General features: G+C 72.0%; 24 protein-coding genes. 15 read left to right on the top strand and 9 right to left on the bottom strand.

Annotated features, from left to right (window positions below; all coding sequences use genetic code 11):
- Position 1 precedes the first annotated feature (1 nt).
- The 7 genes from OG413_RS36565 to OG413_RS36535 all read right to left on the bottom strand — a co-directional run bounded on the left by OG413_RS36565 (position 2) and on the right by OG413_RS36535 (position 7,235).
- A complete protein-coding gene (locus OG413_RS36565; RefSeq protein WP_266813032.1) occupies positions 2-316 on the bottom strand; it encodes a helix-turn-helix transcriptional regulator in 315 nt (104 codons plus the stop codon).
- A 202-nt stretch (positions 317-518) separates the two neighbouring features.
- A complete protein-coding gene (locus OG413_RS36560; RefSeq protein WP_266813030.1) occupies positions 519-1,166 on the bottom strand; it encodes a nitroreductase family protein in 648 nt (215 codons plus the stop codon).
- Between the two features lie 37 nt (positions 1,167-1,203).
- Complete coding sequence (locus tag OG413_RS36555) at positions 1,204-2,994, bottom strand: ABC transporter ATP-binding protein (RefSeq protein ID WP_266813029.1); 1,791 nt, start codon at positions 2,992-2,994, stop codon at positions 1,204-1,206.
- On the bottom strand, positions 2,991-3,866 hold the full coding sequence (locus tag OG413_RS36550; protein ID WP_266813028.1) for an ABC transporter permease: 876 nt from the start codon (positions 3,864-3,866) through the stop codon (positions 2,991-2,993). The genes OG413_RS36555 and OG413_RS36550 overlap by 4 nt, the downstream gene beginning before the upstream one ends.
- Positions 3,863-4,810, bottom strand: a complete 948-nt coding sequence (locus OG413_RS36545; RefSeq protein WP_266813027.1) for an ABC transporter permease — start codon at positions 4,808-4,810, stop codon at positions 3,863-3,865. Before OG413_RS36545 ends, OG413_RS36550 begins: the two co-directional genes overlap by 4 nt.
- Entirely contained in the window at positions 4,807-6,453 is a 1,647-nt protein-coding gene (locus OG413_RS36540) for an ABC transporter substrate-binding protein (RefSeq protein WP_266813026.1), read from the bottom strand. Before OG413_RS36540 ends, OG413_RS36545 begins: the two co-directional genes overlap by 4 nt.
- Positions 6,454-6,623: 170 nt before the next feature.
- Entirely contained in the window at positions 6,624-7,235 is a 612-nt protein-coding gene (locus OG413_RS36535; RefSeq protein ID WP_266813024.1) for a response regulator transcription factor, read from the bottom strand.
- Between the two features lie 356 nt (positions 7,236-7,591).
- Here OG413_RS36535 and OG413_RS36530 point away from each other — a divergent pair, with 356 nt between their 5' ends.
- From OG413_RS36530 to OG413_RS36515, 4 genes are read left to right on the top strand one after another with little or no spacing between them, the layout of a single operon-like run.
- The gene (locus OG413_RS36530) at positions 7,592-8,641 is read left to right on the top strand and encodes an iron-siderophore ABC transporter substrate-binding protein (RefSeq protein WP_266813023.1); all 1,050 of its coding nucleotides are present in this window, start codon (positions 7,592-7,594) and stop codon (positions 8,639-8,641) included.
- Between the two features lie 24 nt (positions 8,642-8,665).
- Positions 8,666-9,703, top strand: a complete 1,038-nt coding sequence (locus tag OG413_RS36525) for an iron ABC transporter permease (RefSeq protein WP_266813021.1) — start codon at positions 8,666-8,668, stop codon at positions 9,701-9,703.
- Positions 9,700-10,803, top strand: coding sequence for an iron chelate uptake ABC transporter family permease subunit (locus tag OG413_RS36520; protein WP_266813020.1), 1,104 nt, complete (start codon positions 9,700-9,702; stop codon positions 10,801-10,803). The genes OG413_RS36525 and OG413_RS36520 overlap by 4 nt, the downstream gene beginning before the upstream one ends.
- A 59-nt stretch (positions 10,804-10,862) precedes the next feature.
- On the top strand, positions 10,863-11,417 hold the full coding sequence (locus OG413_RS36515; RefSeq protein ID WP_266813018.1) for a hypothetical protein: 555 nt from the start codon (positions 10,863-10,865) through the stop codon (positions 11,415-11,417).
- Positions 11,418-11,632: 215 nt separating this feature from the next.
- On the opposite strand, the gene OG413_RS36510 is transcribed toward OG413_RS36515, so the two are convergent.
- Positions 11,633-12,295 carry a DedA family protein gene (locus OG413_RS36510; RefSeq protein ID WP_266813310.1) on the bottom strand — a complete coding sequence of 221 codons (663 nt, stop codon included), beginning with the start codon at positions 12,293-12,295 and terminating at the stop codon, positions 11,633-11,635.
- A gap of 230 nt (positions 12,296-12,525) precedes the next feature.
- Positions 12,526-13,410, bottom strand: a complete 885-nt coding sequence (locus OG413_RS36505) for an SIS domain-containing protein (RefSeq protein WP_266813016.1) — start codon at positions 13,408-13,410, stop codon at positions 12,526-12,528.
- A 230-nt stretch (positions 13,411-13,640) separates the two neighbouring features.
- Here OG413_RS36505 and OG413_RS36500 point away from each other — a divergent pair, with 230 nt between their 5' ends.
- The 11 genes from OG413_RS36500 (at position 13,641) to OG413_RS36450 (ending at position 22,997) form a co-directional block, all read left to right on the top strand.
- Entirely contained in the window at positions 13,641-14,438 is a 798-nt protein-coding gene (locus OG413_RS36500; protein WP_266813014.1) for a DeoR/GlpR family DNA-binding transcription regulator, read from the top strand.
- Positions 14,439-14,808: 370 nt separating this feature from the next.
- Complete coding sequence (locus tag OG413_RS36495) at positions 14,809-15,852, top strand: MBL fold metallo-hydrolase (RefSeq protein ID WP_266813012.1); 1,044 nt, start codon at positions 14,809-14,811, stop codon at positions 15,850-15,852.
- Between the two features lie 115 nt (positions 15,853-15,967).
- The gene (locus OG413_RS36490) at positions 15,968-17,500 is read left to right on the top strand and encodes an ATP-binding protein (RefSeq protein WP_266813011.1); all 1,533 of its coding nucleotides are present in this window, start codon (positions 15,968-15,970) and stop codon (positions 17,498-17,500) included.
- The gene (locus tag OG413_RS36485; RefSeq protein ID WP_266813010.1) at positions 17,497-17,922 is read left to right on the top strand and encodes a roadblock/LC7 domain-containing protein; all 426 of its coding nucleotides are present in this window, start codon (positions 17,497-17,499) and stop codon (positions 17,920-17,922) included. Before OG413_RS36490 ends, OG413_RS36485 begins: the two co-directional genes overlap by 4 nt.
- The gene (locus OG413_RS36480; protein ID WP_266813008.1) at positions 17,919-18,272 is read left to right on the top strand and encodes a DUF742 domain-containing protein; all 354 of its coding nucleotides are present in this window, start codon (positions 17,919-17,921) and stop codon (positions 18,270-18,272) included. Before OG413_RS36485 ends, OG413_RS36480 begins: the two co-directional genes overlap by 4 nt.
- The gene (locus tag OG413_RS36475; RefSeq protein WP_266813006.1) at positions 18,250-18,936 is read left to right on the top strand and encodes an ATP/GTP-binding protein; all 687 of its coding nucleotides are present in this window, start codon (positions 18,250-18,252) and stop codon (positions 18,934-18,936) included. Before OG413_RS36480 ends, OG413_RS36475 begins: the two co-directional genes overlap by 23 nt.
- Positions 18,933-20,186 carry a cytochrome P450 gene (locus tag OG413_RS36470; RefSeq protein ID WP_266813004.1) on the top strand — a complete coding sequence of 418 codons (1,254 nt, stop codon included), beginning with the start codon at positions 18,933-18,935 and terminating at the stop codon, positions 20,184-20,186. Before OG413_RS36475 ends, OG413_RS36470 begins: the two co-directional genes overlap by 4 nt.
- A 75-nt stretch (positions 20,187-20,261) precedes the next feature.
- Positions 20,262-20,666, top strand: coding sequence for a cell division protein SepF (locus OG413_RS36465; protein WP_073720890.1), 405 nt, complete (start codon positions 20,262-20,264; stop codon positions 20,664-20,666).
- A 54-nt stretch (positions 20,667-20,720) separates the two neighbouring features.
- Positions 20,721-21,989, top strand: coding sequence for an ATP-binding protein (locus OG413_RS36460; protein ID WP_266813002.1), 1,269 nt, complete (start codon positions 20,721-20,723; stop codon positions 21,987-21,989).
- Complete coding sequence (locus OG413_RS36455; protein ID WP_266813000.1) at positions 21,986-22,345, top strand: nucleotide pyrophosphohydrolase; 360 nt, start codon at positions 21,986-21,988, stop codon at positions 22,343-22,345. Before OG413_RS36460 ends, OG413_RS36455 begins: the two co-directional genes overlap by 4 nt.
- A gap of 124 nt (positions 22,346-22,469) precedes the next feature.
- Complete coding sequence (locus tag OG413_RS36450; RefSeq protein ID WP_266812998.1) at positions 22,470-22,997, top strand: DUF6099 family protein; 528 nt, start codon at positions 22,470-22,472, stop codon at positions 22,995-22,997.
- The last annotated feature ends 34 nt before the right edge of the window (positions 22,998-23,031 follow it).

The raw sequence follows: 23,031 nt of genomic DNA, 5'->3' as shown, positions 1-23,031 counted from the left end.
CTCAGCGCGCGAGCGTGCTGCCGTCCGCGAGCGCCACGTCCAGGAGTCCGGGGAACCGGGCGTCGAGGTCCTCGCGGCGCAGCGACATATAGCGGTGGGTGCCCTCGATGCGGGTGTGTGTGACGCCCGCGTCGCGGAGCACCTTCAGATGGTGGGAGAGCGTCGACTTGGAGAGCGGGATGTCCAGGGTGCCGCAGGACTGCTCGTCGATGCCGACCAGGCTGCGGACGATCGAGAGCCGGGTCGGATCGCTCAGCGCGTGGAAGACCGCGGTGAGTTCGATGTCGGACCGGGCGGGGTGGCTGAGGGTGCGCACGGGCCCTCTCCTCTCGCTCTCCCCGGACCGGGAGGGGTACGGGGGCACCTGCCTGCCGATGGCTCGTAGGCTTCGTTCGTAGGTTTGCACATCATCGAAATAACGGCAACCGTGCGGAAGCCCCGCGTCCACCGGCGCCCCGCCCGTCACCGGCGCGCCCCCACGCCCGGCGCGCCCCCACCCACCCCCGGCGCTTACGCCGCTACCAGCTGTCCCAGTGCGCGACCTCGTCGGCGTCGACCCGCGGTCCGGGCCGGAAGTCGGTGCCGATCGTGTGGGCCACCGGGATCAGCGCGGTCTGCAGAACGGTCTCGTAGGGCACTCCGAGCAATTCGGCCGCCTCGCGCTCGTAGTGCAGATGAGGCGTGGTCCACGCCGTGCCGAGCCCGCGCGAGCGGGCGGCCAGCATGAACTGCCAGACGGCCGGGAGGATCGACCCCCAGGTGTTGGCCTGCCCGACGTGCGAGTCGATCTCGTGACGGCCCTGGACCCGGATGCACGGGACGAGCAGCACGGGGACCTCGTGCAGATGCTCGAAGAGGTGCTGGGCGCTGTCCATGATCCGGTGGCCGCGCGCCAGATCACCGCGGTTCACCCCGTCCCGGACGACCTGCTGACGGGGACGCGCCAGCCCCAGCCGGTAGAGGTCCGCGAGGGCGGCGCGCTTGGCCGGGTCCGTCACGAAGACGAAGTCCCAGCGCTGCCGGTTGCGCCCGGTGGGTGCCTGGGTGGCCAGTTCGAGGCATTCCTCGATCAGTTTCCGTTCCACGGGCCGGGTCAGGTCGAGCCGCTTGCGGACGGCCCGGGTGGTGGTGAGTACTTCGTCGGCGGTCAGGTCGAGCGGGGGCATGGAACTCCATCCGTGGTACGGGTGACGTGGTCGCGGATCATGAGGGTCGAGGGAGGGCCGGGAGACGCGGTACGGCTGCCAGCAGCTGACGGGTGTACGGGTGCCGGGGCATGCCCAGCACCTCGGCGACGGGGCCCTGTTCGACGATGTCGCCGTCGCGCATCACCAGGACCCGGTCGCTGACCTGCCGCACCACCGCCAGGTCGTGCGAGATGAACAGCATCGCCAGGCCGTACGCCGCGCGGAGCGACGCCAGCAGCTCCAGCACCTGGGCCTGCACCGTCACATCGAGCGCGGAGACCGGCTCGTCGCAGACCAGCAGCCGCGGTGAGGTGGCCAGCGCACGGGCGATCGCCACACGCTGACGCTGGCCTCCCGACAGCCGGGCCGGCCGCCGCTCCAGCACGGCCGTGTCGAGGCCGACCTGTTCGAGGAGTTCGGCCGCCCGCTCCCGGCGCCGCGCGCCGCGCGCCGGACCGGCCACGGACAGCGCCTCGTCGAGGAGGCGCCGCACGGTGAACCGGGGATCGAACGAGCCGAGCGGGTCCTGGTGGACGAGCTGGACGCCCCGGCGCAGCGGACGGCGCCGCCGTTCGTCCAGCGCGCTCCACGGGCCGCCGTCCAGCCGGACCTCGCCGGCGTCGGGCGCCAGCAGCCCCATCACCATGGCGGCGAGCGTGCTCTTCCCGGAACCCGACTCGCCCACGACGCCCAGCGTTTCGCCGTGCCCGAGCGTGAAGTCCAGGTCCCGGACCGCCGTGCGGACGCCACCGTCCGGGGAGCGGTACCGCTTCACCAGCCCGTGCGCCGACAACAGGACCGCACCGGCCCCCGGCACGGACGGCGGTGTCGAGTTCGCCGCTCCTGATCGCGGCAGCGGCGCGTCCTCGGCCCCGGACCCCGGCGGCGGCGCGTCCTCGACCTCCGCCGCCTGCCGTCGTTCCTGCGCCGGTACGGCGTCGAGTGCCGGGACGGAGGAGATCAGGGTGCGTGTGTACGGGTGCCGAGGGGCTCCGAGCACCTGACCGGCCGGGCCGGTCTCCACCACCCGCCCCTGCGTCATCACCGCGATGCGGTCGGCGAGCTGGGCGACCACCGCGAGATCGTGGCTGATGAGCAGCAGGGCGGTCCCGGACTCCTTGAGCTCCCGCAGGAGTTCCAGTACCCGGGCCTGGACCGTGACATCCAGCGCGGTGGTGGGCTCGTCCGCGATCAGCACCCGTGGCCCGCCCGCCATGGCCGAGGCGATCAGGGCACGTTGGCGCAGCCCGCCGGAGAGCTGGTGCGGATACTGCCGGGCCCGCAGCTCCGGTTCCGGGACCCCGACGTCGCCGAGCAGCCCGGTGACCCGCTCCGCCACCTCGCCGCGCCGGGCCAGCCGGTGGACCAGCAGCGGCTCGGCGACCTCGGCCCCCACCCGCCGCAGCGGGTCGAGTGCCGAGAGCGCGTCCTGGGAGACGAGCCCCACCACCCGGCCGCGTACCGTGCGCCACTCGCGTTCGCGGAAGCCGGTGGCGTCACGGCCGTCGACCTGGAGCCCTTCGCTGTGGACGGTCGACTCCGGTCCGGCGAGGCCGATCAGGGCCCTGGCCGTCACACTCTTGCCGGAGCCCGACTCGCCCACCAGCGCCAGGCATTCACCGGGAGCCAGGGTGAGTGAGACGTCGTGCACCACCGTCCGGCGTCGGCGTCCGTGGCCGAAGGCGACGGTCAGGCCGCGCACGGCCAGCGCGGCGGCTGCGGGTTCAGGTCCGTCCGGCGGGGGGAGCGCCGGTGAGCCCCCGCCGTGCTTCGGGGGGAGCGCCGGGTTCTTCGGGGGAGCGGTCATGCTCCGGGCCTGCCTTCCAGTCCGATGTGCAGGTGCCGCCCGACGACGGTGACGGCGACCACCGACAGGGTGATCGCCGCGCCGGGGAACACCGCGATCCACCACGCGCTCTGCAACGCGTCCCGGCCCTGGGCGAGCATCGCCCCCCACTCCGGGGTGGGGGCCTTGGGGCCGAGGCCGAGGAAGCTGAGCGCGGAGCCGGAGATGATCGCCGTACCGACGCCGAGCGTCGCGGGAACGACCAGCGGGCCGAGGGTGTTGGGCAGGACGTGCCGCAGCACCACGGTGCGGCGGCGCAGCCCGAGCCCGATGGCGGAGCGGATGTACTCCGCCCTGCGGACCACCTGGGCCTGCCCCCGTATCAGCCGGGCGTATCCCGGCACCGAGGCGACCGCGATGGCCAGCGCCGCGTTGACCGAGCTGGGGCCCACCACGGCGATCACCAGGAGGGCGAGCAGCAGTTCGGGCAGCGCCAGCATGATGTCCATGCCGCGCATCGCCGCCTGGTCGGCGAACCGTCCGAGCAGCGCTGCGGGCAGACCGATCAGCAGGCCCACCAGCACCCCGAGCGCGGTCGCCCCGACGCCCAGCAGCAGGGAGTGACGCGCCCCGTGGATCACCCGGGCGTACACGTCCCGGCCCAGTTGGTCCGTGCCGAACCAGTGCTCGGCGCCGGGCGGCAGCAGCGCCGCGACCGGATCGGCGTCCGTGGGCGAGGCCCCCGCCAGCAGTCCGGGGCTGACGCAGGCGACGGCGGCGACCGCCAGGACGGCCGCGGAGAGCAGCAGGCCGGGCCGGAACCCGGCTAGCCGCTCCCGCAGGTGGCCGGTGGCGGGCCGGACCAGGACGCCGCCGGTCGGCCGGGCGCTCATACGGGGCTCCTGAGGCGCGGATCGGCCCAGAGACAGACCAGATCCGCGATCGCGTTGACGACGAGATAGACGGTGGCGGACAGCAGGACGAGGCCCACGACCACCGGGATGTCCCGGCCGGAGATCGCGTCCAGCGCCACCCGGCCGAGGCCCGGACGGGCGAACACGGTCTCCACCAGCACCGTTCCGCCGAGCAGCCCGCCCGCCAGCCAGCCGCTGAGCGTGACGGCGGGTACGGCGGCGTGCCGCAGCGCGTGCCGCAGCCGCAGCGCGGTGCCGCCCAGCCCCCGGGAGCGGGCGGTGAGCGCGAACGGCTGGTGCAGCGCTGCCTCCAATCCCTCCCGGAGCACCTGGGCGAGCAGGGAGCCGAACGGCACCGCGAGCGTGACGGCGGGCAGCACCAGCGAACGCCAGTCGCCCGCTCCGGCCACCGGAAACACGTTCAGCCGGAACGAGAAGACGGTGAGCAGCACGATGCCGAGCCAGAACGCCGGGGTGGAGACGGCCACGAGTTCCGCCCCGGAGACGGCGCCGCGCACCCGGCGCCGCCGCCCCGCCGTCGCCGTGGCCGTGACCAGCGCGGCCACCACCAGGAGGGCAAGGGCGCTGAGCGCCAACTCGGCGGTGTCGCCGATCTGTTCGCCGATGATGACGGAGACGGACTGCTGTTGCTGGTACGAGCTTCCCAGGTCGCCCGTGACCAGTCGCCCGAGGAACGACACGTACTGCACGGCCAGGGGGTCGTCCAGGTGGTACTCGTGCCGGATCTGCTCGCGCAGCGCCGCCGAATCGGTGGCGGAGGCGCCGAGCAGGGTCGTCACCGGGTCGCCGGGGACGAGGTGGAGCACCAGGAACGTCAGACTCGCCGCGCCCCACAGCACCAGCACGGCGCCGACGGCCCGGTGGAGCAGCCAGCGGCCGGCCGGGGGGAGGCGGCCGCTCACTTCGTGTTCTTCCAGACACCGGCGAACTGCGGCCACGCGTTGGCGTCGAAGGTCAGGCCCCGGGCGGCCGCGGTGGTGCCGATCGAGGTGACCGGGACGTACAGGGGCAGGACGGTGCCGTGGTCGACCGCCCAGCGCTCGACCTTGGCGTACGACGTCTCGCGCGTGGCGGGCTCCTCCTCGGCCGCGCCCGCGCGCAGCCAGCTGTCGACCTGCCGGTCGTCGGTGTGGGAGACGTTCTGCCCGCCCGCGGAGGGCAGGTTGGTGGAGAGGTAGAAGCCCGCGAGGATCGCCGGGTCGGCGCGTACCCAGGCGTTGTCCCACACGTCGTAGTCGCCCTTGCCGTACCGCTCGAAGTAGGCGCCGGTCTCGACCGGGTCGCGGACCAGGTCGATGCCGTTCTTCTTCAGCTCCGCCTGTACCGCCTCGGCCAGCACATCGCGCTGGTCGCGGACGAGGGCGCCGATGAACGGCCAGTGCAGCGCGAGGCGTTCACCGCCCTTGGTGCGATAGCCCTTCGCGTCCCGCCCGGTCCAGCCCGCCCGGTCCAGGAGGGTGGCCGCGGCGGCCGGGTCGTGGCGGACGGCGCCCTTGATGGACTCGTCGTACGCGGCGGGGGTGGTGGGGCTCAGCGGGCTCCAGGCGCGCTCGTACTCGCCCCGGTAGATGCTGCGGATCAGCGCGTCCACGTCGACGGACTGCTGGAAGGCGCGCCGGACCCGTTCGTCGCGCAGCGGTCCGCGGTCGGTGTTGAGGTACAGGGAGTAGGAGGCGCCGGGTGACTGCTGCTTGGTCAGGCGCAGCGAGGTATCGCGCCGCACCGCCTTCGCCGAGGTCACGGGCACCGCCGCGGCGTCCACCTGACCACTGGTCAGGGCTCCGGCCCGGACCGAGTCCTCGGGCAGGAACCGGATCACGAGCTTGTCGACGAGCGGCGGACCCTGGTGGGCGGCGCCCTGCGGGGACCACGCGTAGTCCTTGTTACGGGTGAACTCGGCCCGGTCGTTCTTGACGTACCGCTCCGAGCGGTACGGGCCGGTACCCACGGAGTACTTCCCGCCCGCGCAGAGCTGGTCCTTGAACTTCTTGAGGGACGTGGGCGAGGCGATGCCCAGGTAGGGGGTGCTCGCGGCCTGGAGGAAGGGGATGTTGGGCTCGGAGAACGTGATCCTGATGCTGTGCTCGCCGAGCACCTCGCTGCCGCTGTACGGGCCGAGCAGGGCGGAGGCGTACAGGGACTTGGTGGCGGGGGCCTTGATGTGTTCGAGGTTGGCCTTGACGGCGGCCGCGTCGAACGGGGTTCCGTCGTGGAAGGTGACGTCGTCGCGCAGCTGGAACGTGTAGCTGCGGGCGTCGGCGGAGACCTCCCAGGAGGTGGCGAGCCAGGGGTGGAGCCTGCCCTTGGCGTCGAGTTGGACGAGCGAGTCGAACACATTGCGCTGGACGACGGCGGCGATGTCCCCCGGGCTGGTGTGCGGGTCGAGGCAGGAGGTGCCGACGGCGGCGGCGTAGGTGAACGTGCCCCCGCGTACGGGGTCGCCCCCCTTTCCGGCGCCCTGGCTCCCGCCGCCACCGCAGGCGGTGAGCGAGAGGAGCAGGGCTGTCGTGGTTGCGGCGACGGCCGCGGCGGGTCGTGTCGGCATGAACCTCTCCATACATGTGCGAAAACGCGGGGGTAGGCGGGTGTGCGGGCGAGTGCTGAGCCGTGTGGCGGATGAACGGACGGGGCCGAGGACGCCCGTGTGGGGTCGGGCGTCCGCGGGAGGTCGGGCGTCCGTGTGGGGTGGGGCGTCCGTGAGGGGTCGGGCGAGGCTCAGGCCGCCGTGCCCTGACCGCACAGATGCGCGGCGTGGACGACGGCCTGGATGCGGTTGCGCATGCCGAGCTTGCGCAGGATGTTCGAGACGTGGAACTTCACGGTCTTGCTGCTCAGGCCGCAGATCTCGGCGATCTCCGCGTTGGACCGCCCGGCCGCGAGTAGGGCGTGGATCTCCCTCTCCCGGACGGTCAGCGGCGTGGTGGGACCGGCCGGTGGGGACACGTCTTCGGGTCCGTGGGGGAGCGCGGTGTCGATGACGCGGCGGGCCGCGTCATGGGTGAGGAAGGCTTCGCCCCGGGCGGTGGCCCGGACTGCGGCGAGCAGGACTTCCGGTACGGCGTCGACAGTGACGAACGACCGGGCGCCGAGCCGGAGGTAGCCGAAGACGCGGTCGGTGCGGCCGTTCTCCATGACGATCAGCGCACGGGTGGCGCGCGTCTCGCCGGGAGAACGCAGGGCGGGTCCGACGGCTTCGTCGACCGGGACGGTGGGGACGTCCTCGATCAGGACCACGTCGGGGAGGGGGGTGCGAGGTGCGGCGTCCGCCGCGGCGGGGCGGGCCGTGAGGATCTCGAACCCTGGGTCCTCCTGGAGTAATGCCGTCATGCCGGCGGTGAGCAATGACGGTCGGCCGGGGGCCAGTACGCGGATCGCACTTCGCCCCCGAGGCGGTGCATCGAAGTGCAACATGAGGCTCGACGGTACGAAATTTTCGTCTGTCAGTCAATCATCTAGTGAAAGATTAAATGTTGCGTGATTGTGTCGTGTCTCTACATCTGCGGGACACGCGCCGTCGGACCCTGCTATCGGCACCGAACCCCGGGCGGCGTCGATCGCGGGCCGGGGGGGTGGGGGCCGGGAGGGAGTGGTCGCGGGGCAGGTGAGGGGCGGTCGGGGCGCGCTCAACGCATTAGCTTAGGCTTGCCTTACTCTCACTCGTTCGCCAATCATGAGGAACACCAATGCTCGGGTTCACCCGTGTGCGTCGTCACACCCTTGCCGCTTCGGCCACCGCCGTCGCTCTCGCACTCGCCCTCGGTGGCTGCTCCTCGGACGGCGACAGCGACAAGGACCCGGCGAAGTCCTCGGCGAAGAGCGGCGGAGCCTTCCCCGTCTCGATCAAGAGCTCGCTCGGCACCGCGAAGATCGAGGACAGGCCCGAGCGCGTCGTCACGCTCGGCCAGGGGTCCGCGGAGACCGCCATCGCGCTCGGCCACACCCCGGTGGGCATCGAGAGCTACGAGTGGGGCAGCGACAAGTCCGGCTACCTGCCGTGGATCAACGAGGCCGTCAAGAAGTCGGGCGACAAGCTGCCCAAGCAGTTCACCGGCGGTGAGGACATCGACTTCGAGGCCATCACCGAGCTGGAGCCCGACGTGATCCTCGCCCCGTGGTCGGGCATCACGCAGAAGCAGTACGACATCCTCAAGGACATCGCGCCCACCGTCGCCTACCCCGACAAGGCGTGGAGCACCGACTGGGACCAGCAGATCGACATCATCGGCAAGGCGCTCGGCCGGACCGAGGACGCCTCCGGTCTGAAGACGACGATCGAGAAGCAGCTCGCCGACGCCGCGGCCACCCGGCCGAACTACAAGAACGTCACGTTCTCGTACGTCTACACCTCCGGCCCCGGCACCCTCGGTGTCTTCAAGCCCGGGGAGCAGCGCGTCAAGATGGTCTCCTCGCTCGGCCTGACCGTCGACCCCGTCGTGAACACCTTCAAGGAGACCGAAGGCACCGACTCGGCGCTCATCGGCCTGGAGAACGCCGAGAAGCTCAAGGACAGCGACCTCGTCTTCACGTTCTACACGGACGACAAGACCCGTAAGGAGATCGAGGGGCAGCCGCTGTACGGCGCGATCCCCGCGGTCAAGAAGGGCGCCGTCGTCGCGAGCGACGACAACTCCTTCGTCACGGCCTCCTCGATCATCAACCCGCTGACCGTCCCGTGGACGATCGAGCGCTACCTGCCGATCATCGACAAGGCCGTCGCCACCGCGGGCAAGTAGGGCACCGGGGCACCCCGCACACCCATGGCAACCACCGCGGTCGCACCGCCGAGCGGCGCCGGTACCTCGCGTACCGGTGCCGCTCGGCTGGCGTTCCTCCTGCTCCTGGGGCTCGCCGCCCTGACGCTCGCCCTGTGCGCGAGCGTCATGTTCGGCAGCCGCAGCACCTCGCTCGGCGATGTCATCGACGTGCTCACCGGCACCGCCGACCCCAACGTCACCACGATCATCGAGAGCCGCTATCCGCGCACCGCGCTCGGTGTCCTGGCCGGACTCTGCCTCGCCGTCGCGGGCACCCTCATGCAGGGCGTCTCCCGCAACCCGCTGGCGGAACCGGGCCTGCTCGGCATCAACGCGGGCGCGTCCGCGAGCATCGTCGCCGCGACCGCCTGGTTCGGCGCGTCCGGCTCCACCGACACCATGTGGTGGGCGCTCCCCGGGGCGCTGGTCGCCGGGGTGCTCGTCCATGTCATCGGTTCCGCCGGTACCGGAACGAGCGTGGTGCGACTGGTGCTGGCCGGTGCCGTCCTCTCCGCCGTGCTGATGGCGTTCATCCAGGCGGTGACCCTCAGCAAGCCGCAGGTGTTCGACAGCTACCGCTACTGGGTCGTCGGAGCGCTCGGTGGCCGTGACTTCGACGTCCTCTGGTCCGTGTTCCCGTTCGCCGCGGTCGGCTTCCTCCTCGCCCTGGCGCTGGGTCCCGGCCTCAACGCGCTCGCGCTCGGTGACGCGATGGCCGTCTCGCTCGGCTCGAACCCGGCCCGGATCCGTGGCGGCGGCCTGCTGGCCGCCACCCTGCTGAGCGCCGCCGCGACCGCGGCCGTCGGCCCGATCGCCTTCGTCGGCCTCGCGGTGCCGCATGTCGTACGAGCCCTGGTCGGCATCGACTTCCGGGTCCAGATCGTGTTCTCCGCGCTCGCGGGGCCCACGCTGCTGCTCCTCGCCGATGTGGTGGGACGGGTCGTCATGCGGCCCACCGAACTCATGGTCGGCGTGGTGACCGCGTTCATCGGCGCGCCCGCACTGCTCATCGCCGTACGCCGGATGAGGGGCACCGCATGACCACCACCCCGGAATCCACCACGAGCGCCGTGCCGGGCCCCGTGCCGGGCCCCGCATCGCGGTTCGCCCCGCCCAAGGGCTTCCTCACGATCGGCCGCCATGTGGCGATTCCCGTGCGGCGGGTCTCCGTCGTCGCCGCGGCCGTGCTTCTCGTCCTGATCGTCGTGGCCGCCGTCGCGACCCTGTCCATGGGGCGGCTGGGCGTCGACCTGGCGGACCTGCCCGCCGCGCTGACCGGTGACGCCGGGGGCAAGAACCGTTTCGTACTGAACCGGCTGCGCGGCCCCCGGCTGACCGTCGCCCTCGGTACCGGCGCCGCGCTCGGACTGTCCGGCGCGCTGTTCCAGTCAGTCACCCGCAACCCGCTGGGCAGCCCCGACGTGATCGGCCTGGCGGCCGGTGCGGGGGCGGGTGCCGCCATCTCCGCGCTGATGTTCCCCGACACGGTCCCGGTGGCCGTCGGCGCCCTCGTCGGAGCGATCCTCGCGATGGCCCTCGTGTACGTGTCCACCGGCACCGGCTTCCGCAATCCGGCGCGGCTCGTCGTGGCCGGGATCGGGGTCGCCGCGATCGGCGCCGCCATCACCCAGTACGTCGTGTACGCGATGGAGCGGGACAAGGCGTCCGTCCTCACCGCCTACGTCAACGGCAGCCTGGCCGCCCGCTCCTGGAGCGACGCGACCACCATCTGGCTGGTCCTGCTCGTGGTGGCCCCGCTGACGGCCCTGATCGGCCGGCGGCTGGACATCGGCGAGATGGGCGACGACCTCGCCGAAGGTCTGGGATCCGAGCCGAAGCGGACGAAGACGGTCGCCGTCGTCCTCGCGATCGTGCTCTCCGCCGCGTCCGTCAGCGTGGCCGGGCCCGTCGCCTTCATCGCCCTGACGGCACCCCAGATCGCCAAGCGCGTCACCCGTGTGTCCGGCCCCCACCTGCTGCTGTCCGCCCTGACCGGCTCGCTGCTGCTCGTGGCGGCCGATCTCTGCGCCCAGCAACTCCCGCTGTTCGAGGACCTGCCGGTCGGCATCTACACGATGGCGATCGGGGGCGCGTACCTCGGGTATCTGCTGGTCCGTGAATGGCGCAGGGGAGTGCTGTAATGGCGTCCGCCGACCGCGGCGACTGGTCTCGTACAGGTTCGTCGGCCATACTGCGCGCCGTGGAGCAGAGCATAGATTCGAACACGAAACCCGAGTTCGCCGCGGGGACCGACCCGGCGTACATCCCCGGCCTGACGGCCCCTTCCGCGGCTCGGACGGAGGACAAGAAGCCGACGTCGGACGACGATCCCGCAGGCGTGGACGTGGACGTGGACGTGGACGCGCACACGGACACGGATGCGGACGTGGACGGAGAAGCGGACGCGGATACGTCACCGGAGGCGTCCGCCGCCGGTGAGGAACCCGAGCCCGCGGCGGAGGACGGGGCCGAAGAAGGGGCCGTCTTCGAGGTCAGCGACCGCCGCGGATCGATCCGGGTGGACCGCGAGGGCGTCCGGTTCCGGCTGGACGACCAGGAGGCCGAGTTCCTGTGGGACGAGATCGGCGCGGTCGAGGTCAAGACCGCCCGCTTCGCCCGCCGGTTCACCGTCACCGTGCATCTGTCGACGCGCCGTTGGTTCAACGCCGAGGTCGAGGCGGAGAGCAGGACCCGGCTCAAGGAGTGGCCGGGCGAGCTCGACACCGTTCTGGACGCCTACTTCGAAGAGTCCTGAGCGACGGGCTCCGGCTCCGATCGGCTGTCACGCACGGCCGTCACGCACGGCCGTCACGCACGGCCGTCACGCCCGTGCGTGACAGCCGTGCTGGGGGCTGCCCCCGCCCGGTTGCCGCACCCGGCCGCCGTGCCGGTCTGCCGTGCCGCTCGCCCGAGGACGGCCCCGCACCCCTGTGCGGAGCCGACGGCCGGGGTGGGCGGCCGGGGCAGGGGTCACGGGGTGCGGCGGTGCCGGGCGCGTTTGCGGCCCCGGAGGCGTACGGCCACGTAACCGATCACGGCGAGCAGCACCACGGCAAGCACGACCTTGGACACGACGCCGACGTACGTCTCCACCAGGTGCCACCGGTCCCCGAGCCAGTAGCCCGCCATCACCAGGACCGTGTTCCACAGCAGGCTGCCCGCCGTCGTCAGCGCGACGAACGTGGGCAGGGGCATGCGCTCGACGCCCGCGGGCACGGAGATCAGGCTCCGGAAGACCGGCACCATGCGCCCGAGGAAGACCGCCTTGGTGCCGTGCCGGGCGAACCACTGCTCCGTACGCTCCAGGTCGGAGACCTTGACCAGGGGCAGCTTCGCCCAGAATCTGTGCATCCGCTCACGGCCGAAGACCAGCCCGATCCCGTACAGGACGACCGCGCCGACGACCGAGCCGAGCGTGGTCCAGAACAGCGCGGACGCCAGGCTCAGCACTCCCTGCGACGCGGCGAATCCGGTCAGCGGGAGGATGATCTCGCTGGGCAGCGGCGGGAACAGGTTCTCCAGCGCGATGGCCAGACCGGCACCCGGCCCGCCGAGGGTGGCGACCAGGCCGGCGGCCCAGCCCGCGATGCCGCCCAAGGGCTCCTGCGCGGCAGCTGACAGTACGAGGTCCATGTACGGGCTCTCCAGGGTGACGGTCGGGGGCTCGCGGGACATCGCCCGCGACATACCGTCAACGTGAGGAACCGCAGATCAGTGCCGGTACGGAGTCTTCCGTCGAAGCACCCTGCGGTTTCCCGCTCCCCTGCCGAGGGGGCGCGGGAAACCGCGGGACGTCACGCGTGGCCGGGGGCGGGCGCGGTCGATCGCGGTCGGTAGCGGGGACCGGCGTCGCTCCCCGGGACTCATGCCTCGTCGAGGACCACCGAACGGGACAGGTGGCGCGGCAGGTCCGGGTCGAGACCGCGCGCCGCGGCCCGTGCGATCGCCAGCCGCTGTACGCGTACGAGATCGGCCAGCGGGTCCAGGTCGCTCCGCACCCAGCGGGCGCCCGTGGCGAGCACCTGCTCCGCCAGGCCCTCCGGCGCGGTGCCGAACATCCAGGTCGCCGTACCGGCGGTGGCGATGCTGATGGGGCCGTGGCGGTACTCCATGGCCGGGTACGACTCGGTCCAGGACAGCGACGCCTCCTTCATCTTCAGCGCCGCCTCGTTGGCGAGCCCGACCGTCCAGCCCTGGCCCAGGAACGAGAACTGGGTGCAGTCCACCAGCCCTTCCGGCAGCGGCTCGGCGAGCGCGGTCTCCGCGTCCCGCACCGCGTCCTCGGTGTGCAGCCCGAGGTGGGCGCGGAGCAGGGTGAGGACGGTGGTGGCGAAGCGCGTCTGGACGACGGACCGCTCGTCGGCGAATTCGAGGACGACGACATCGTCGGCCGCCGACATCACCGGGGTCTCGGGATCGGCGGTGATGGCCACCGTGCGGGTCGTGCCGCGCAGCCGGGTCAGCAGTTCCAGCACCTCGGTCGTGGTTCCCGAGCGGGTGAGGGCGACGACCCGGTCGTAGGAGCGGCCGAAGGGGAACTCCGAGGCGGCGAAGGCGTCCGACTCGCCCTGGCCGGAGGTCTCGCGCAGCGAGGCGTATGCCTGCGCCATGTAGAACGAGGTTCCGCAGCCGACGACCGCGATGCGTTCGCCCGTCGCGGGCAGGGCTGCCGCGTGGTCTCCGGCCAGCTTCGCGGCACGGCGCCAGCAGTCGGGCTGGCTGGCTGTCTCGGTCTCTACATACGACACGTCTGCACTCCGCTCGGGCGTGGTGAATGAAGCATTGAATGTTTGATTCTGCACGTTACATGCGCCTATCGAGCAAGAACAAGCATGGAGTGGGGGGTGAATCGGTGGCCCGTGTCCTGCCGGAGTCCTGTGCGACGCTTGCGTCTGTCCGGCCACCGGTGACCGCGTCCCGGTCTCCGCGTTCCCGGGGAGCGCGGGTGCTCGCGCCGGACGGTGAAGGAGACGTGCTCTTGTCCAGGGATGCCCGCTGGGACGCTTTGCTGGAACTGGTCGGCAAGAACGGCCGGGTGGAGGTCGACGACGCCGCGGCGACGCTGGACGTGTCGGCCGCGACGATCCGCCGCGACCTCGACCAGCTCGCCGAGCAGCAGCTGCTCACCCGGACCAGGGGCGGAGCGGTCGCGCACGGTGTCGCCTACGAGCTGGCGCTGCGCTACAAGGCGGGCCGCCGCGCCCCGGAGAAGCAGGCGATCGGCCGCGCCGTGTCCGACCTGGTCGCGGTCGGCGAGGTGGTCGGCCTGACCGGCGGTACGACGGTGACCGAGGTGGCCAGGGCGCTGGCCGTGCGCCCCGACATCGTCGGTGAGGCGGGGGCGGCGGCCGGGCAGCCGACCCTGACCGTGGTGACGAACGCGCTGAACATCGCGGGCGAGCTGGCGATGCGGCCGCAGATCAAGATGGTCGTGACCGGGGGCGTGGCCAGGCCGCAGTCGTACGAGCTGACCGGCCCGCTGGCCGTCGGCGTGATGAACGAGATCACCCTGGACACCGCCGTGCTGGGCGTCAATGCGATCGACATCGAGCGCGGGGCGTACGTCCATCACGAGGGCGAGGCCAGCGTCAACCGGCTGCTCGCGGAGCGGGCGCAGCGGGTGGTGGTGGCGGCCGACTCCTCGAAGATCGGCAAGCGGGCGTTCGCGCGCGTCTGCGATCTCGGCCTGGTCGACGTACTGGTCACCGACTCCGGTATCACGCCGGAGGCGAGGGTCCGGTTCATCGAGGCGGGCGTCGACGTCATCGCCGTCTGAGCCGTGCTCCGTGCTCGCGGTTCGTGCTGCGGTTCGTTCGGGCGGTCCGTGCTCGCGCGCTCTGTGTGTGAGTGGCGTTGATGCGGCGGTTTTCAGCCATGCTCGGTGGGTAGTCGGCTGAATCCGGTTCGGTCGTCGTCGGCTGGGCAACTGTCGTGCGGGCTCGCGAAATCGGGTGACACCGCCTGACTGGTCCGAAAAGTTCCCGGCGCGGCCGAGGTAAGTCGACTCCGGAACGTCACCGTCGGCCGCCATAGATGGTGCAAAAGGGTCGGAATGTGGGTGAGGGAGGGGTGATTTTGCGCCAGTCGGCCTGCTCGTTGGCCGAGTCCGAACACGTGGCCGGATGGCTGTCGGCATAATCGCGTCCATGTCGATCACGGGTGGGGATGTCGTTGATCTGGGCCGGGGCCTGTACGCCTGGCTGCCGCCGAAACGCGGCTGGGGGCTGGCCAACTGCGGTCTCCTCGTGTCGCAGCGCGGCGCGCTGTGGGTCGACACCCCTTACGACCGGTTGCTGGCCGGGCAGTTCCTGGCGGAGAGCGTCAAACGGCTGCCCGACGGGGTCTCCATCGATCGGGTGATCGTCACCCATGCCAACGGGGACCACTTCTGGGGCGCGGGAGTGCTTCCGGACGCCGAGATCATCGCGACGCGCGAGGCCAGGGAACACATCCACTACGAGCCCACCCCGCAACAGCAGCACGCGCTGGTGACGGGCGGCGATCCGGCCACCCCGCTCGGCGCCTACCTCGCCCGCCACTTCGGCCCGTTCGACTGGTCGGCCACCGAACCCGTGCGGCCGACCACGTACTTCACCGGGGAACTGGAACTGACCCTCGGGGACTACCCGGTCCAGGTGTCCGCCCTGCCGCCCGCCCACACCACGGGCGACCTGATCGTGCACCTGCCCGTGCAGCGCGCCGTGTTCAGCGGCGACGTGATCTTCTCCGCCACTCCTCGGCAGCCGGGCGACCACCCGGTGCACTGGGCGGGCCCGCTGAGCAATGTGATCGCGGCCTGCGAACGGGTGCTCGCGACCGGCGCCGAGATCATCGTTCCGGGCCATGGACCGGTGCTCGACGCGGCCGGGGTGCGGGAGCACATCGTCTACCTGGAGTACGTACGCGAGCGCGCCCACGCCTTCCACGTGGCGGGCGTGCCCGCGCCGGAGGCGGCCCGCCGGGTGATCGGCGAGGGCCGGTACCCGGAACTCGGCCTGCCGGAGCGGCTGGTGGTCACCATCGGGAGCGAGTACCGGCATCTGGACGGCTCCGAACTGCCCGGTGTGCTCCAGGTGATGACCGAGGTGGCCGTGCTGGCGCAGGAGGTCGAGGAGGCGCGTACGGGCGGTGGGCTCCGCCGCACCGGAGCTGGGGAGTCCGCTTTCGAGCCGGTCGGCAGGACGGAGTGAGTACCGCCCCGGGAGCCCGCCGGGCGCGTACGACCGCCGCCGTCACCGGCCTCATCACGCTCACCACCACCCGCCACCGTCCGGTGCGCGGGACCCGCCCGACACGAAAGACGCGGTGACCGGCGTGGGATGGATCGTGGCGCTGATCGCCGTCGCCTGGGCCGTGACGGCGGTGATCCGGGGACAGCAGTCGGCCCGTGACGCCTATGCGGCCGCGGCCCGTGCCGAGCTGGCGGACCGGCAGGCGAAGGCCGCCGAGGCCCGTACCCTCGCGCTCACCGACGAGATACGCCAGCTCGCCGAGAGGCGGATACCCGCCGCCGCGACCGCCCTGTCCCACCCCACCGCGTCCGTGCCGGGACTGCGGGAGGCCGCCGGGATCGACGGTGACGCCGCCCGTCTGCTGACCGAGGCCGTACAGGCGGCCCGTGCGGCGGTCGTCGAGGAACGGCAACGCGTCGACGCCGCCGCGAGAGCCGCGATGCGCGGCACCTCGGCCAAGATTCAGTCACTGCTCAACCAGTCCCAGCAACTGCTCCACGAAATGCAGCACGAGTACGACGACCCGCGCATCCTGCAACTCGACTTCCGCAACGAACTGGCACTGCGCCGCACCCAGGCCACCGCCGTGCTCTGCGACGCCTGGCCGGGACTCGCCCGGCAGAACTCCCCGCTCGTGGAGGTCGTGCTCGGCGCCCAGTCCCGGGTCGCGGGCTACGAGCGCATCCGGATCGCCAACCACCTGCGCGACGAACGGCTCGCCGTCGTCGCCCGCGCCGCCGAACCCCTCGCGATCGTCCTCGCGGAGCTGCTGGCCAACGCGGCGGCGTACTCGCACCCGGACACCGAGGTACCGGTCACCGTCCAGCAGACCCCGGGGCGCGGCGCCCTGGTGCTGGTCGACGACGCCGGGATCGGTATGGACGACGACGCGCTCCAGCGGGCCCGCGCGCTGCTGGCCGGGCCGTCCGAGGTGCTGCTCACGGAGTTGGGGGACCCGCCGCAGACCGGGTTCGCCGTGGCCGGCCGGCTGGTCGCGCGGTACGGCTTCAGCTGTCACATCGAGTCCTCGCCGTACGGGGGGATGCGCACCATGCTCCGCATCCCGGCCCATCTGCTCACCGTGATGGAGGAGGGCCGCGCCTTGTCGGCGCTCGCACCGAAGCCGGTACACGCCCACCCGCGGCCGACGCGGGCGGCGGGCGCACCGGATGCGGCGGGCGCACCGGATGCGTCGGGCGCATCGGAGGCATTGGGTGCACCGGAGGCGCTGGGGCAGCCCGATCCGGCGGTTCCCGAACCCCGGCCCGCCATGACCCCGACCGCCACGGTGCCCCGCACGGAGCCCGACACGGAGCCCCCTACCGAACCCCGCACCGAGCTGCCCACCCGCCGTCGACGGGCCCGCCGCCCGGCCGTCCCCGACACGGCGAGCGCGCACCGTCCGGCGGCGGAGGAGCCCGCGCCCCGTACCCCCGAACAGGCCGGAGCGTCCTGGACGGCTCTCCAGCAGGGCACCGTCAGCGGTCGCCGGGCCGAAGCCGCCGCGCCGGACGGCCCCGGAGCCCCGGCCTCCACGCCCGCAGCACCAGTACTCGCACCAGCACCCGCATCGCCATCGGATGACCAAGGAGACGACGAGACGTGAGCGCCCCTACTCCCACCACCGGTGACCTCGCCTGGGTGCTGACCCCGCTGCTGGAACTGCCCGGCGTCCAGCATGCGGTGGTCGCCACCGGCGACGGGCTCGTCGAAGGCGCCTCCGAGGGTCTCGACCGGGCGTCCGCCGAGCGCGTGGCCGCCATGACGGCCACCGTGCACGCGGCGGCGCGTGCCTTCACCACCGCCTTCACCGAGGCGGAGAAACCCCGGCTGGCGCAGACCGTCGTGGAGTCCGAACTGGGCTTCGCCATCGTCGTCCCCGCGGGCCGGAACACCACCCTCGCCCTCTTCGCGGCACCCGACGCGCACCTCGGCAACATCGCGTACCAAATGCAGGTGCAAGTCACCGCGCTGACCCGGGCGATGAACGCCCCCACCCGCCAACCGGACGCTGCCGCCCGGCCATGACCCCCGGCCCAGGACGCCGTCTGATCCCCGCCTATCTGGTCACCGGTGGCCGTTCCGCGCCCACCGGCCCCGCGCTCGACCGGCTCGCCGTGCTCGTGCGTACCGACTCGGCGCTGCCCCCGGACGCCGGATCCGAACAGCGCAGGCTGTGCGAGCTGCTGGAACCGGGCGCACTCACCGTCGTCGAGTGCGCCGCCCACCTGGAACTGCCGGTCAGCGCCACGGTCTTCCTGGCCGCGGACCTCGCTGCCGCCGGACATCTGCACACCCGACCTCCGATCCCCAGCGCCGGGGAGATCGACCGGTCGCTCGTCGAGAGGCTGCTCGTTGGACTCCGCTCCCTCCACTGACCGGACCGGCATCGGCTACTTGCCGAGTGCCGCCCAGACCCTGATGAAACTCGTGGTCACGGGTCCCTTCGGCGTGGGCAAGACGACCCTGATCCGCACCCTGTCGGAGATTCCGACGCTGCACACCGAGGAGGCGATGACGCAGTCCAGCACCGCGCTCGACGACACCGCGGGCCTCCCGGACAAGACCACGACGACGGTCGCCGTCGACTTCGGCCGGCTGACCGTCCCCGACGACCTGGTGCTCTACATGTTCGGCACCCCCGGGCAGGAGCGTTTCTTCCCGCTCTGGGCGGACATCGCACGCGGTGCTCTCGGCGCCCTCGTCCTGGTCGACACCCGTCGGCTCGAAGACTCCTTCGCGGTGATGGACATGGTGGAGGAGCACGGCCTGGCGTACGCCGTCGCCGTCAATCGCTTCCCGGACGCCCCCGCCCACACCGACGAGGTCCTGCGCAAACACCTCGACCTCGCTCCCGAGACACCGCTGGTGCAGTGCGACGCCCGCGAACGACGTGGCTCGATCGACGCGCTGATCGCCCTGGCCGAGCACGCCCTGACCCGCCTGCCCGAGCCGCCGCCCGCACCTCAGGCCCTGGCCACATCCCAGCCCCCGTCCGCGTCACCGTCCCCGTCTCCTCCCCTGCCCCGGGACCCGTCATGACCGTCTCCCCGCCGGGCGCCTCGCGCCGCTCGCCCCTCCAGCCGCTCGCGCTGTACGGCCCCGACTTCGCCGCCGACCCGCACGACCACTACCGCAGGCTCCGCGCACAGGGCCCCCTCGCCCGGGTCGTCATCGCCCCCGGCATCGACGCGATGCTCGTCACGGACTACCAGGCCGCCGTCGACCTGGTGCGCGACACCGACACCTTCACCAAGGACCCCCGCGCCTGGCAGGAGACCGTCCCCGCGGACTCACCGGTCCTGCCCGTGCTCGGCCACCGGCCCACCGCGCTCTTCAGCGACGGAGCCGTGCACACCCGCTACCGCGACGCCATCAACGACAGCGTGGCCCTGATCGAACCCCATATCCTGCGGGCCGAGGTCACCCGGGTCGCCCAGCAGCTCATCGGCGAGTTCTCGGCGACGGGCAGCGGCGACCTGGTCGCCCAGTACGCCCAACGGCTGCCCCTGCACGTGTTCACCACCTGGTTCGGCGTGCCGCCCGGGGAAGGCGAGCGCATCGTCAACGGCGTCGGCGGGATGATGAACTCCGCCGCGGACGCCGCCGCCGCGTACGCCGATCTCGTCGGTGTCGTCACCGACCTCGTCGCGGCCCGGCGCGCCCGTCCCGGCCGTGACCTCACCTCGTACCTCCTCGCGCACCCGGCGGGTCTCGACAACGACGAGACAGTGCGTCAGATCACACTCCTCATGAGCGCGGGGCACGACCCCACGACCAATCTGATCGGCAACGCGCTGCTCCACATGCTCACCGACGCGCGCTACTCCGGTTCGCTGCACGGCGGCGCGATGACGGCTCACGAGGCGATCGACGAAATCCTGTGGCAGGACCCCCCGCTGGCCAATCTGGGCGCCCACTACCCCCGTCGCGACACCGAGTTCCACGGCGTCGCCCTGCGTGCCGGACAGCTGCTCCTGGTCTCCTTCGCCGCCGCCAACACCCAGTCCCCGCCCACCCGTTCGGACGCCGGGGTGCGTTCCGGCGCCAGCGCGCATCTGGCCTGGTCGACCGGGCCGCACCGGTGTCCGGCGAAGCAGCCCGCCCTCCTGATCGCGATGACCGCGATCGAGCAGCTGACCAGTCAGCTCTGCGACCTGGAACTGGCCACCGAGGCCGCCGAGCTGATGTGGCGGCCCGGACCGTTCCACCGCGCGCTGGTCCACCTGCCGGTCCGTTTCACTCCGCTCGATCCCGGTCTTCGCCGTGTCGGTGGTACGCCGAACGGGTGAGGGACGAGAGGATTGCCGGATGAACAATGAGCGCGGCCGGCGCAAACCCAACCGGCGCACGGACGGGGTGGCCCTGTGAGCAGGTACGACAGGTACGACAGGTACGACGCCACCGACGAACAGTGGGAGGGGCTCGCCCAGGTCGTACCGCTGCGGGGCCGCAACGAGTGGCCTTCCAGAGTCGACCACCGCACGGCCCCGGACGAGCGCGCCGCCGAACAGCGACGGCTCGTCGTGCTGCGGGTACAGGTCTTCGCGGACGCACGCGAGGTCGCCGAGTACCTGGTCGCACAGGTTCCGGTGCTGCTCGACCTGACGGCGGCCGAATCCGATGTGGCCAAACGGATTCTGGACTTCAGCAGCGGCGTCGTCTTCGGACTCGGCAGCGGTATGCACCGCGTCGACCGGAACGTCTTCCTGCTGGCGCCGGTCGGTATGGAGGTCGAAGGGGTCACGCCCGCGGGTCTCCCTCAATCGTAGGAAGGTCACGGGGTAATACGGTTCGGCCGGCGGAGCCGTGCGTACGGTCCGCCCATGACAGCCATCAGTTCGCTGCCCGGCCCGGACCCTTCGCTCCCCGCCCCTGCGGGCACGGCCCGTCCGGCCCGCCCGAGAACCGGGGGCGCGGCGGGCACGGCCCGCCCGGCACCCGCGGGCACAGCCCGCACCGACAGCCCCCCGCGCCCCGTCCGCCCGGCGGTCACCGAGTTACGGCTCGCCGCCTTCGCCTCGCACCGCCGCGCGGTCCTTCCGATGGGGCCGGTGACGCTCGTCACCGGGGGAGCGGGCACCGGCAAGACGACCGCGCTGCGGGCGTACGAGGCGCTGGCGCGGCTCGGGGCCGGTGACCCGCTGGACGAGGTCTTCCCCGATCCGGTCGCCTGTGTGCCCGAGCGGGCCGGTCCGGACGCACAGGGGCGGCGCGGGTTCCGGCTCGGCTGCACCGTGGACGGCCCGGCCGGACCGGTCCGGCTGGAGGTGGCGGTCCAGGCCGAGCCCACGCTCCGCGTCGTCGGGGAACGGCTGACCGGGGGCGGCGAGACCCTGATGGCCACCGCGCTGCGCGATCCGCGCCGCCCGATGGTCCAGGCCGCCTGGCACACGGCGGGCCTGGTTCCGGTGACCCGGGCTCCGCTGCCGGACGACCGGCTCGCGACGGCGCTGCTGCCGTTGCGGGTCGCGGGCACCACGGAGGGGCAGTTGCAGGTGCTGGCCGCCGCCGAGCAGGTGGTGGTGGCCCTGAGGTCGGCCTTCGTCTGTGATCCGCAGCCGCAGCTGATGCGGGTGCCGGTGCCGGTGGGTCCTGGGCACCTGCGGCCGGACTGCGGCAATCTCGCCGAGGTCCTGGCCCGGACGCACGCCCTGGGCGGGTACCGGCACGCCAGGCTGGTCGCCGCGGCCGACGCCGGGTGCGCCGGTCCGGTGACGGGCCTGTACGCGGAAGAGCTGGGGGACGGGACGGTACGGGCCTGGGTGGGGCGCGACGCGGCACACCGCACGCCCATGGGCCGGCTCGGCGACGGTGAACTCAGGTATCTGGCCCATGCCCTGGTCCTGCTGAACGGCCCTCAGGTGCTGGAGGCGGACGCTCCGGCGGAGGTGCCGCAGGCGATGCGGGCACTCACGGTGCTGGCCGACGGGCTGGACCGGAATCTGGGCGGGCGGCAGTTGCGGGAGCTGCTGGCACTGGCCTCGTCGAGCTGCGGTGACGGGCACATCCGGCTGTTGGGGACGGTCACGGACACCTCGGCGGCAGGGGCCTTCGGGACGGCCGGGGTGACAGTGGTAGACCTGGGACCGTGACGGAACTCGATGTGGCAGAACTCCAGCGGCGACTGGCCGCCTTCGCGGCGGCACGGGACTGGGGGCAGTATCACACCCCGAAGAATCTGGCGGCCGCGCTGAGCGTCGAGGCCTCCGAACTGCTGGAGATCTTCCAGTGGCTGACGCCCGAGCAGTCGGCGCGGGTGATGGAGGAGCCGGACTCGGCGCATCGGGTGGCGGACGAGGTCGCGGATGTTCTCGCCTATCTGCTCCAGTTCTGCGAGGTGTTGGGCATCGATGCGCTGGCGGCGCTGGCGGCCAAGATGGACCGGAATGAGAAACGCTTCCCGGTTCGGGACACCGCAGAACCCACAAAATGTCACTCTTCGGAGTGATCATTTTATCCACAGTCGACTTTGTGTCCACAGATTTCCGAATTCCTCTGGCCTTACGGTGCCGTCCACCTCACTGTGGGTAATGGATGAGGTGAGCGGGTTTTCGTACGGACGGGGGAATGGCATGGAAGCGGAGCGGCTCATTGAGATCGGTCGGCGTGCTCTGGCGGAGAGCCGGGGCGCGCTGAACATCATGGCGGAGGCCTGGCAGGCCCAGGCGTTGGCCCGGACGGTCGGCGGCAGGCTGGCGCAGGGCGGTCCGATGGAGTTACGGGGCGACGCGCGGGGCCTCAGCGAGATCGGCGGACAGGGGTTCTCGGTGCTCGACCACCCGATGGTGCTCGCCGGAGGCACCCGGGCCTCGCAGCTCTCCGAAGTCACCGATGTGCGAGGGGTCCTGGCGGGGCTGGCGCTGCTGCTCGGCGAGGCCGGGATCGCGTTGGTCGGGGTGGCCTGTGACACCGGGGAGGACGGGCTGTACTGGCAGTGCATCGAGGCCATAGACGCCGCGGACGAGTCGATGGACCGGGTGCACGGAATGCTGAGACGGCTGGCGGCGGGGGAGCGTGAGAAGGAACGCGAGCGGGAGGGGAAGCGGGACAGCCCGTACGGGGTGCTCCACGGCCCGGCGGGATCGGCGGCGGGCTTCTGAGGGGGAGCGGACCCTGAGGAGGGGTGCTCGTGAC

This window comes from Streptomyces sp. NBC_01433, from assembly GCF_026340105.1.
Taxonomy (GTDB): Bacteria; Actinomycetota; Actinomycetes; order Streptomycetales; family Streptomycetaceae; genus Streptomyces.
The sequence above is the reverse complement of the archived record's forward strand: the minus strand, read 5'-3'. Positions and strand labels throughout refer to the sequence as shown.

Bases quoted from the DNA above. Each gene is read 5' to 3' on its own strand.
- OG413_RS36560 (WP_266813030.1), bottom strand. From the start codon at position 1,166: ATGCCCCCGCTCGACCTGACCGCCGACGAAGTACTCACCACCACCCGG.
- OG413_RS36555 (WP_266813029.1), bottom strand. From the start codon at position 2,994: ATGACCGCTCCCCCGAAGAACCCGGCGCTCCCCCCGAAGCACGGCGGG.
- OG413_RS36550 (WP_266813028.1), bottom strand. From the start codon at position 3,866: ATGAGCGCCCGGCCGACCGGCGGCGTCCTGGTCCGGCCCGCCACCGGC.
- OG413_RS36540 (WP_266813026.1), bottom strand. From the start codon at position 6,453: ATGCCGACACGACCCGCCGCGGCCGTCGCCGCAACCACGACAGCCCTG.
- OG413_RS36535 (WP_266813024.1), bottom strand. From the start codon at position 7,235: ATGACGGCATTACTCCAGGAGGACCCAGGGTTCGAGATCCTCACGGCC.
- OG413_RS36530 (WP_266813023.1), top strand. From the start codon at position 7,592: ATGCTCGGGTTCACCCGTGTGCGTCGTCACACCCTTGCCGCTTCGGCC.
- OG413_RS36525 (WP_266813021.1), top strand. From the start codon at position 8,666: ATGGCAACCACCGCGGTCGCACCGCCGAGCGGCGCCGGTACCTCGCGT.
- OG413_RS36520 (WP_266813020.1), top strand. From the start codon at position 9,700: ATGACCACCACCCCGGAATCCACCACGAGCGCCGTGCCGGGCCCCGTG.
- OG413_RS36510 (WP_266813310.1), bottom strand. From the start codon at position 12,295: ATGGACCTCGTACTGTCAGCTGCCGCGCAGGAGCCCTTGGGCGGCATC.
- OG413_RS36495 (WP_266813012.1), top strand. From the start codon at position 14,809: ATGTCGATCACGGGTGGGGATGTCGTTGATCTGGGCCGGGGCCTGTAC.
- OG413_RS36480 (WP_266813008.1), top strand. From the start codon at position 17,919: ATGACCCCCGGCCCAGGACGCCGTCTGATCCCCGCCTATCTGGTCACC.
- OG413_RS36470 (WP_266813004.1), top strand. From the start codon at position 18,933: ATGACCGTCTCCCCGCCGGGCGCCTCGCGCCGCTCGCCCCTCCAGCCG.
- OG413_RS36460 (WP_266813002.1), top strand. From the start codon at position 20,721: ATGACAGCCATCAGTTCGCTGCCCGGCCCGGACCCTTCGCTCCCCGCC.
- OG413_RS36450 (WP_266812998.1), top strand. From the start codon at position 22,470: ATGGAAGCGGAGCGGCTCATTGAGATCGGTCGGCGTGCTCTGGCGGAG.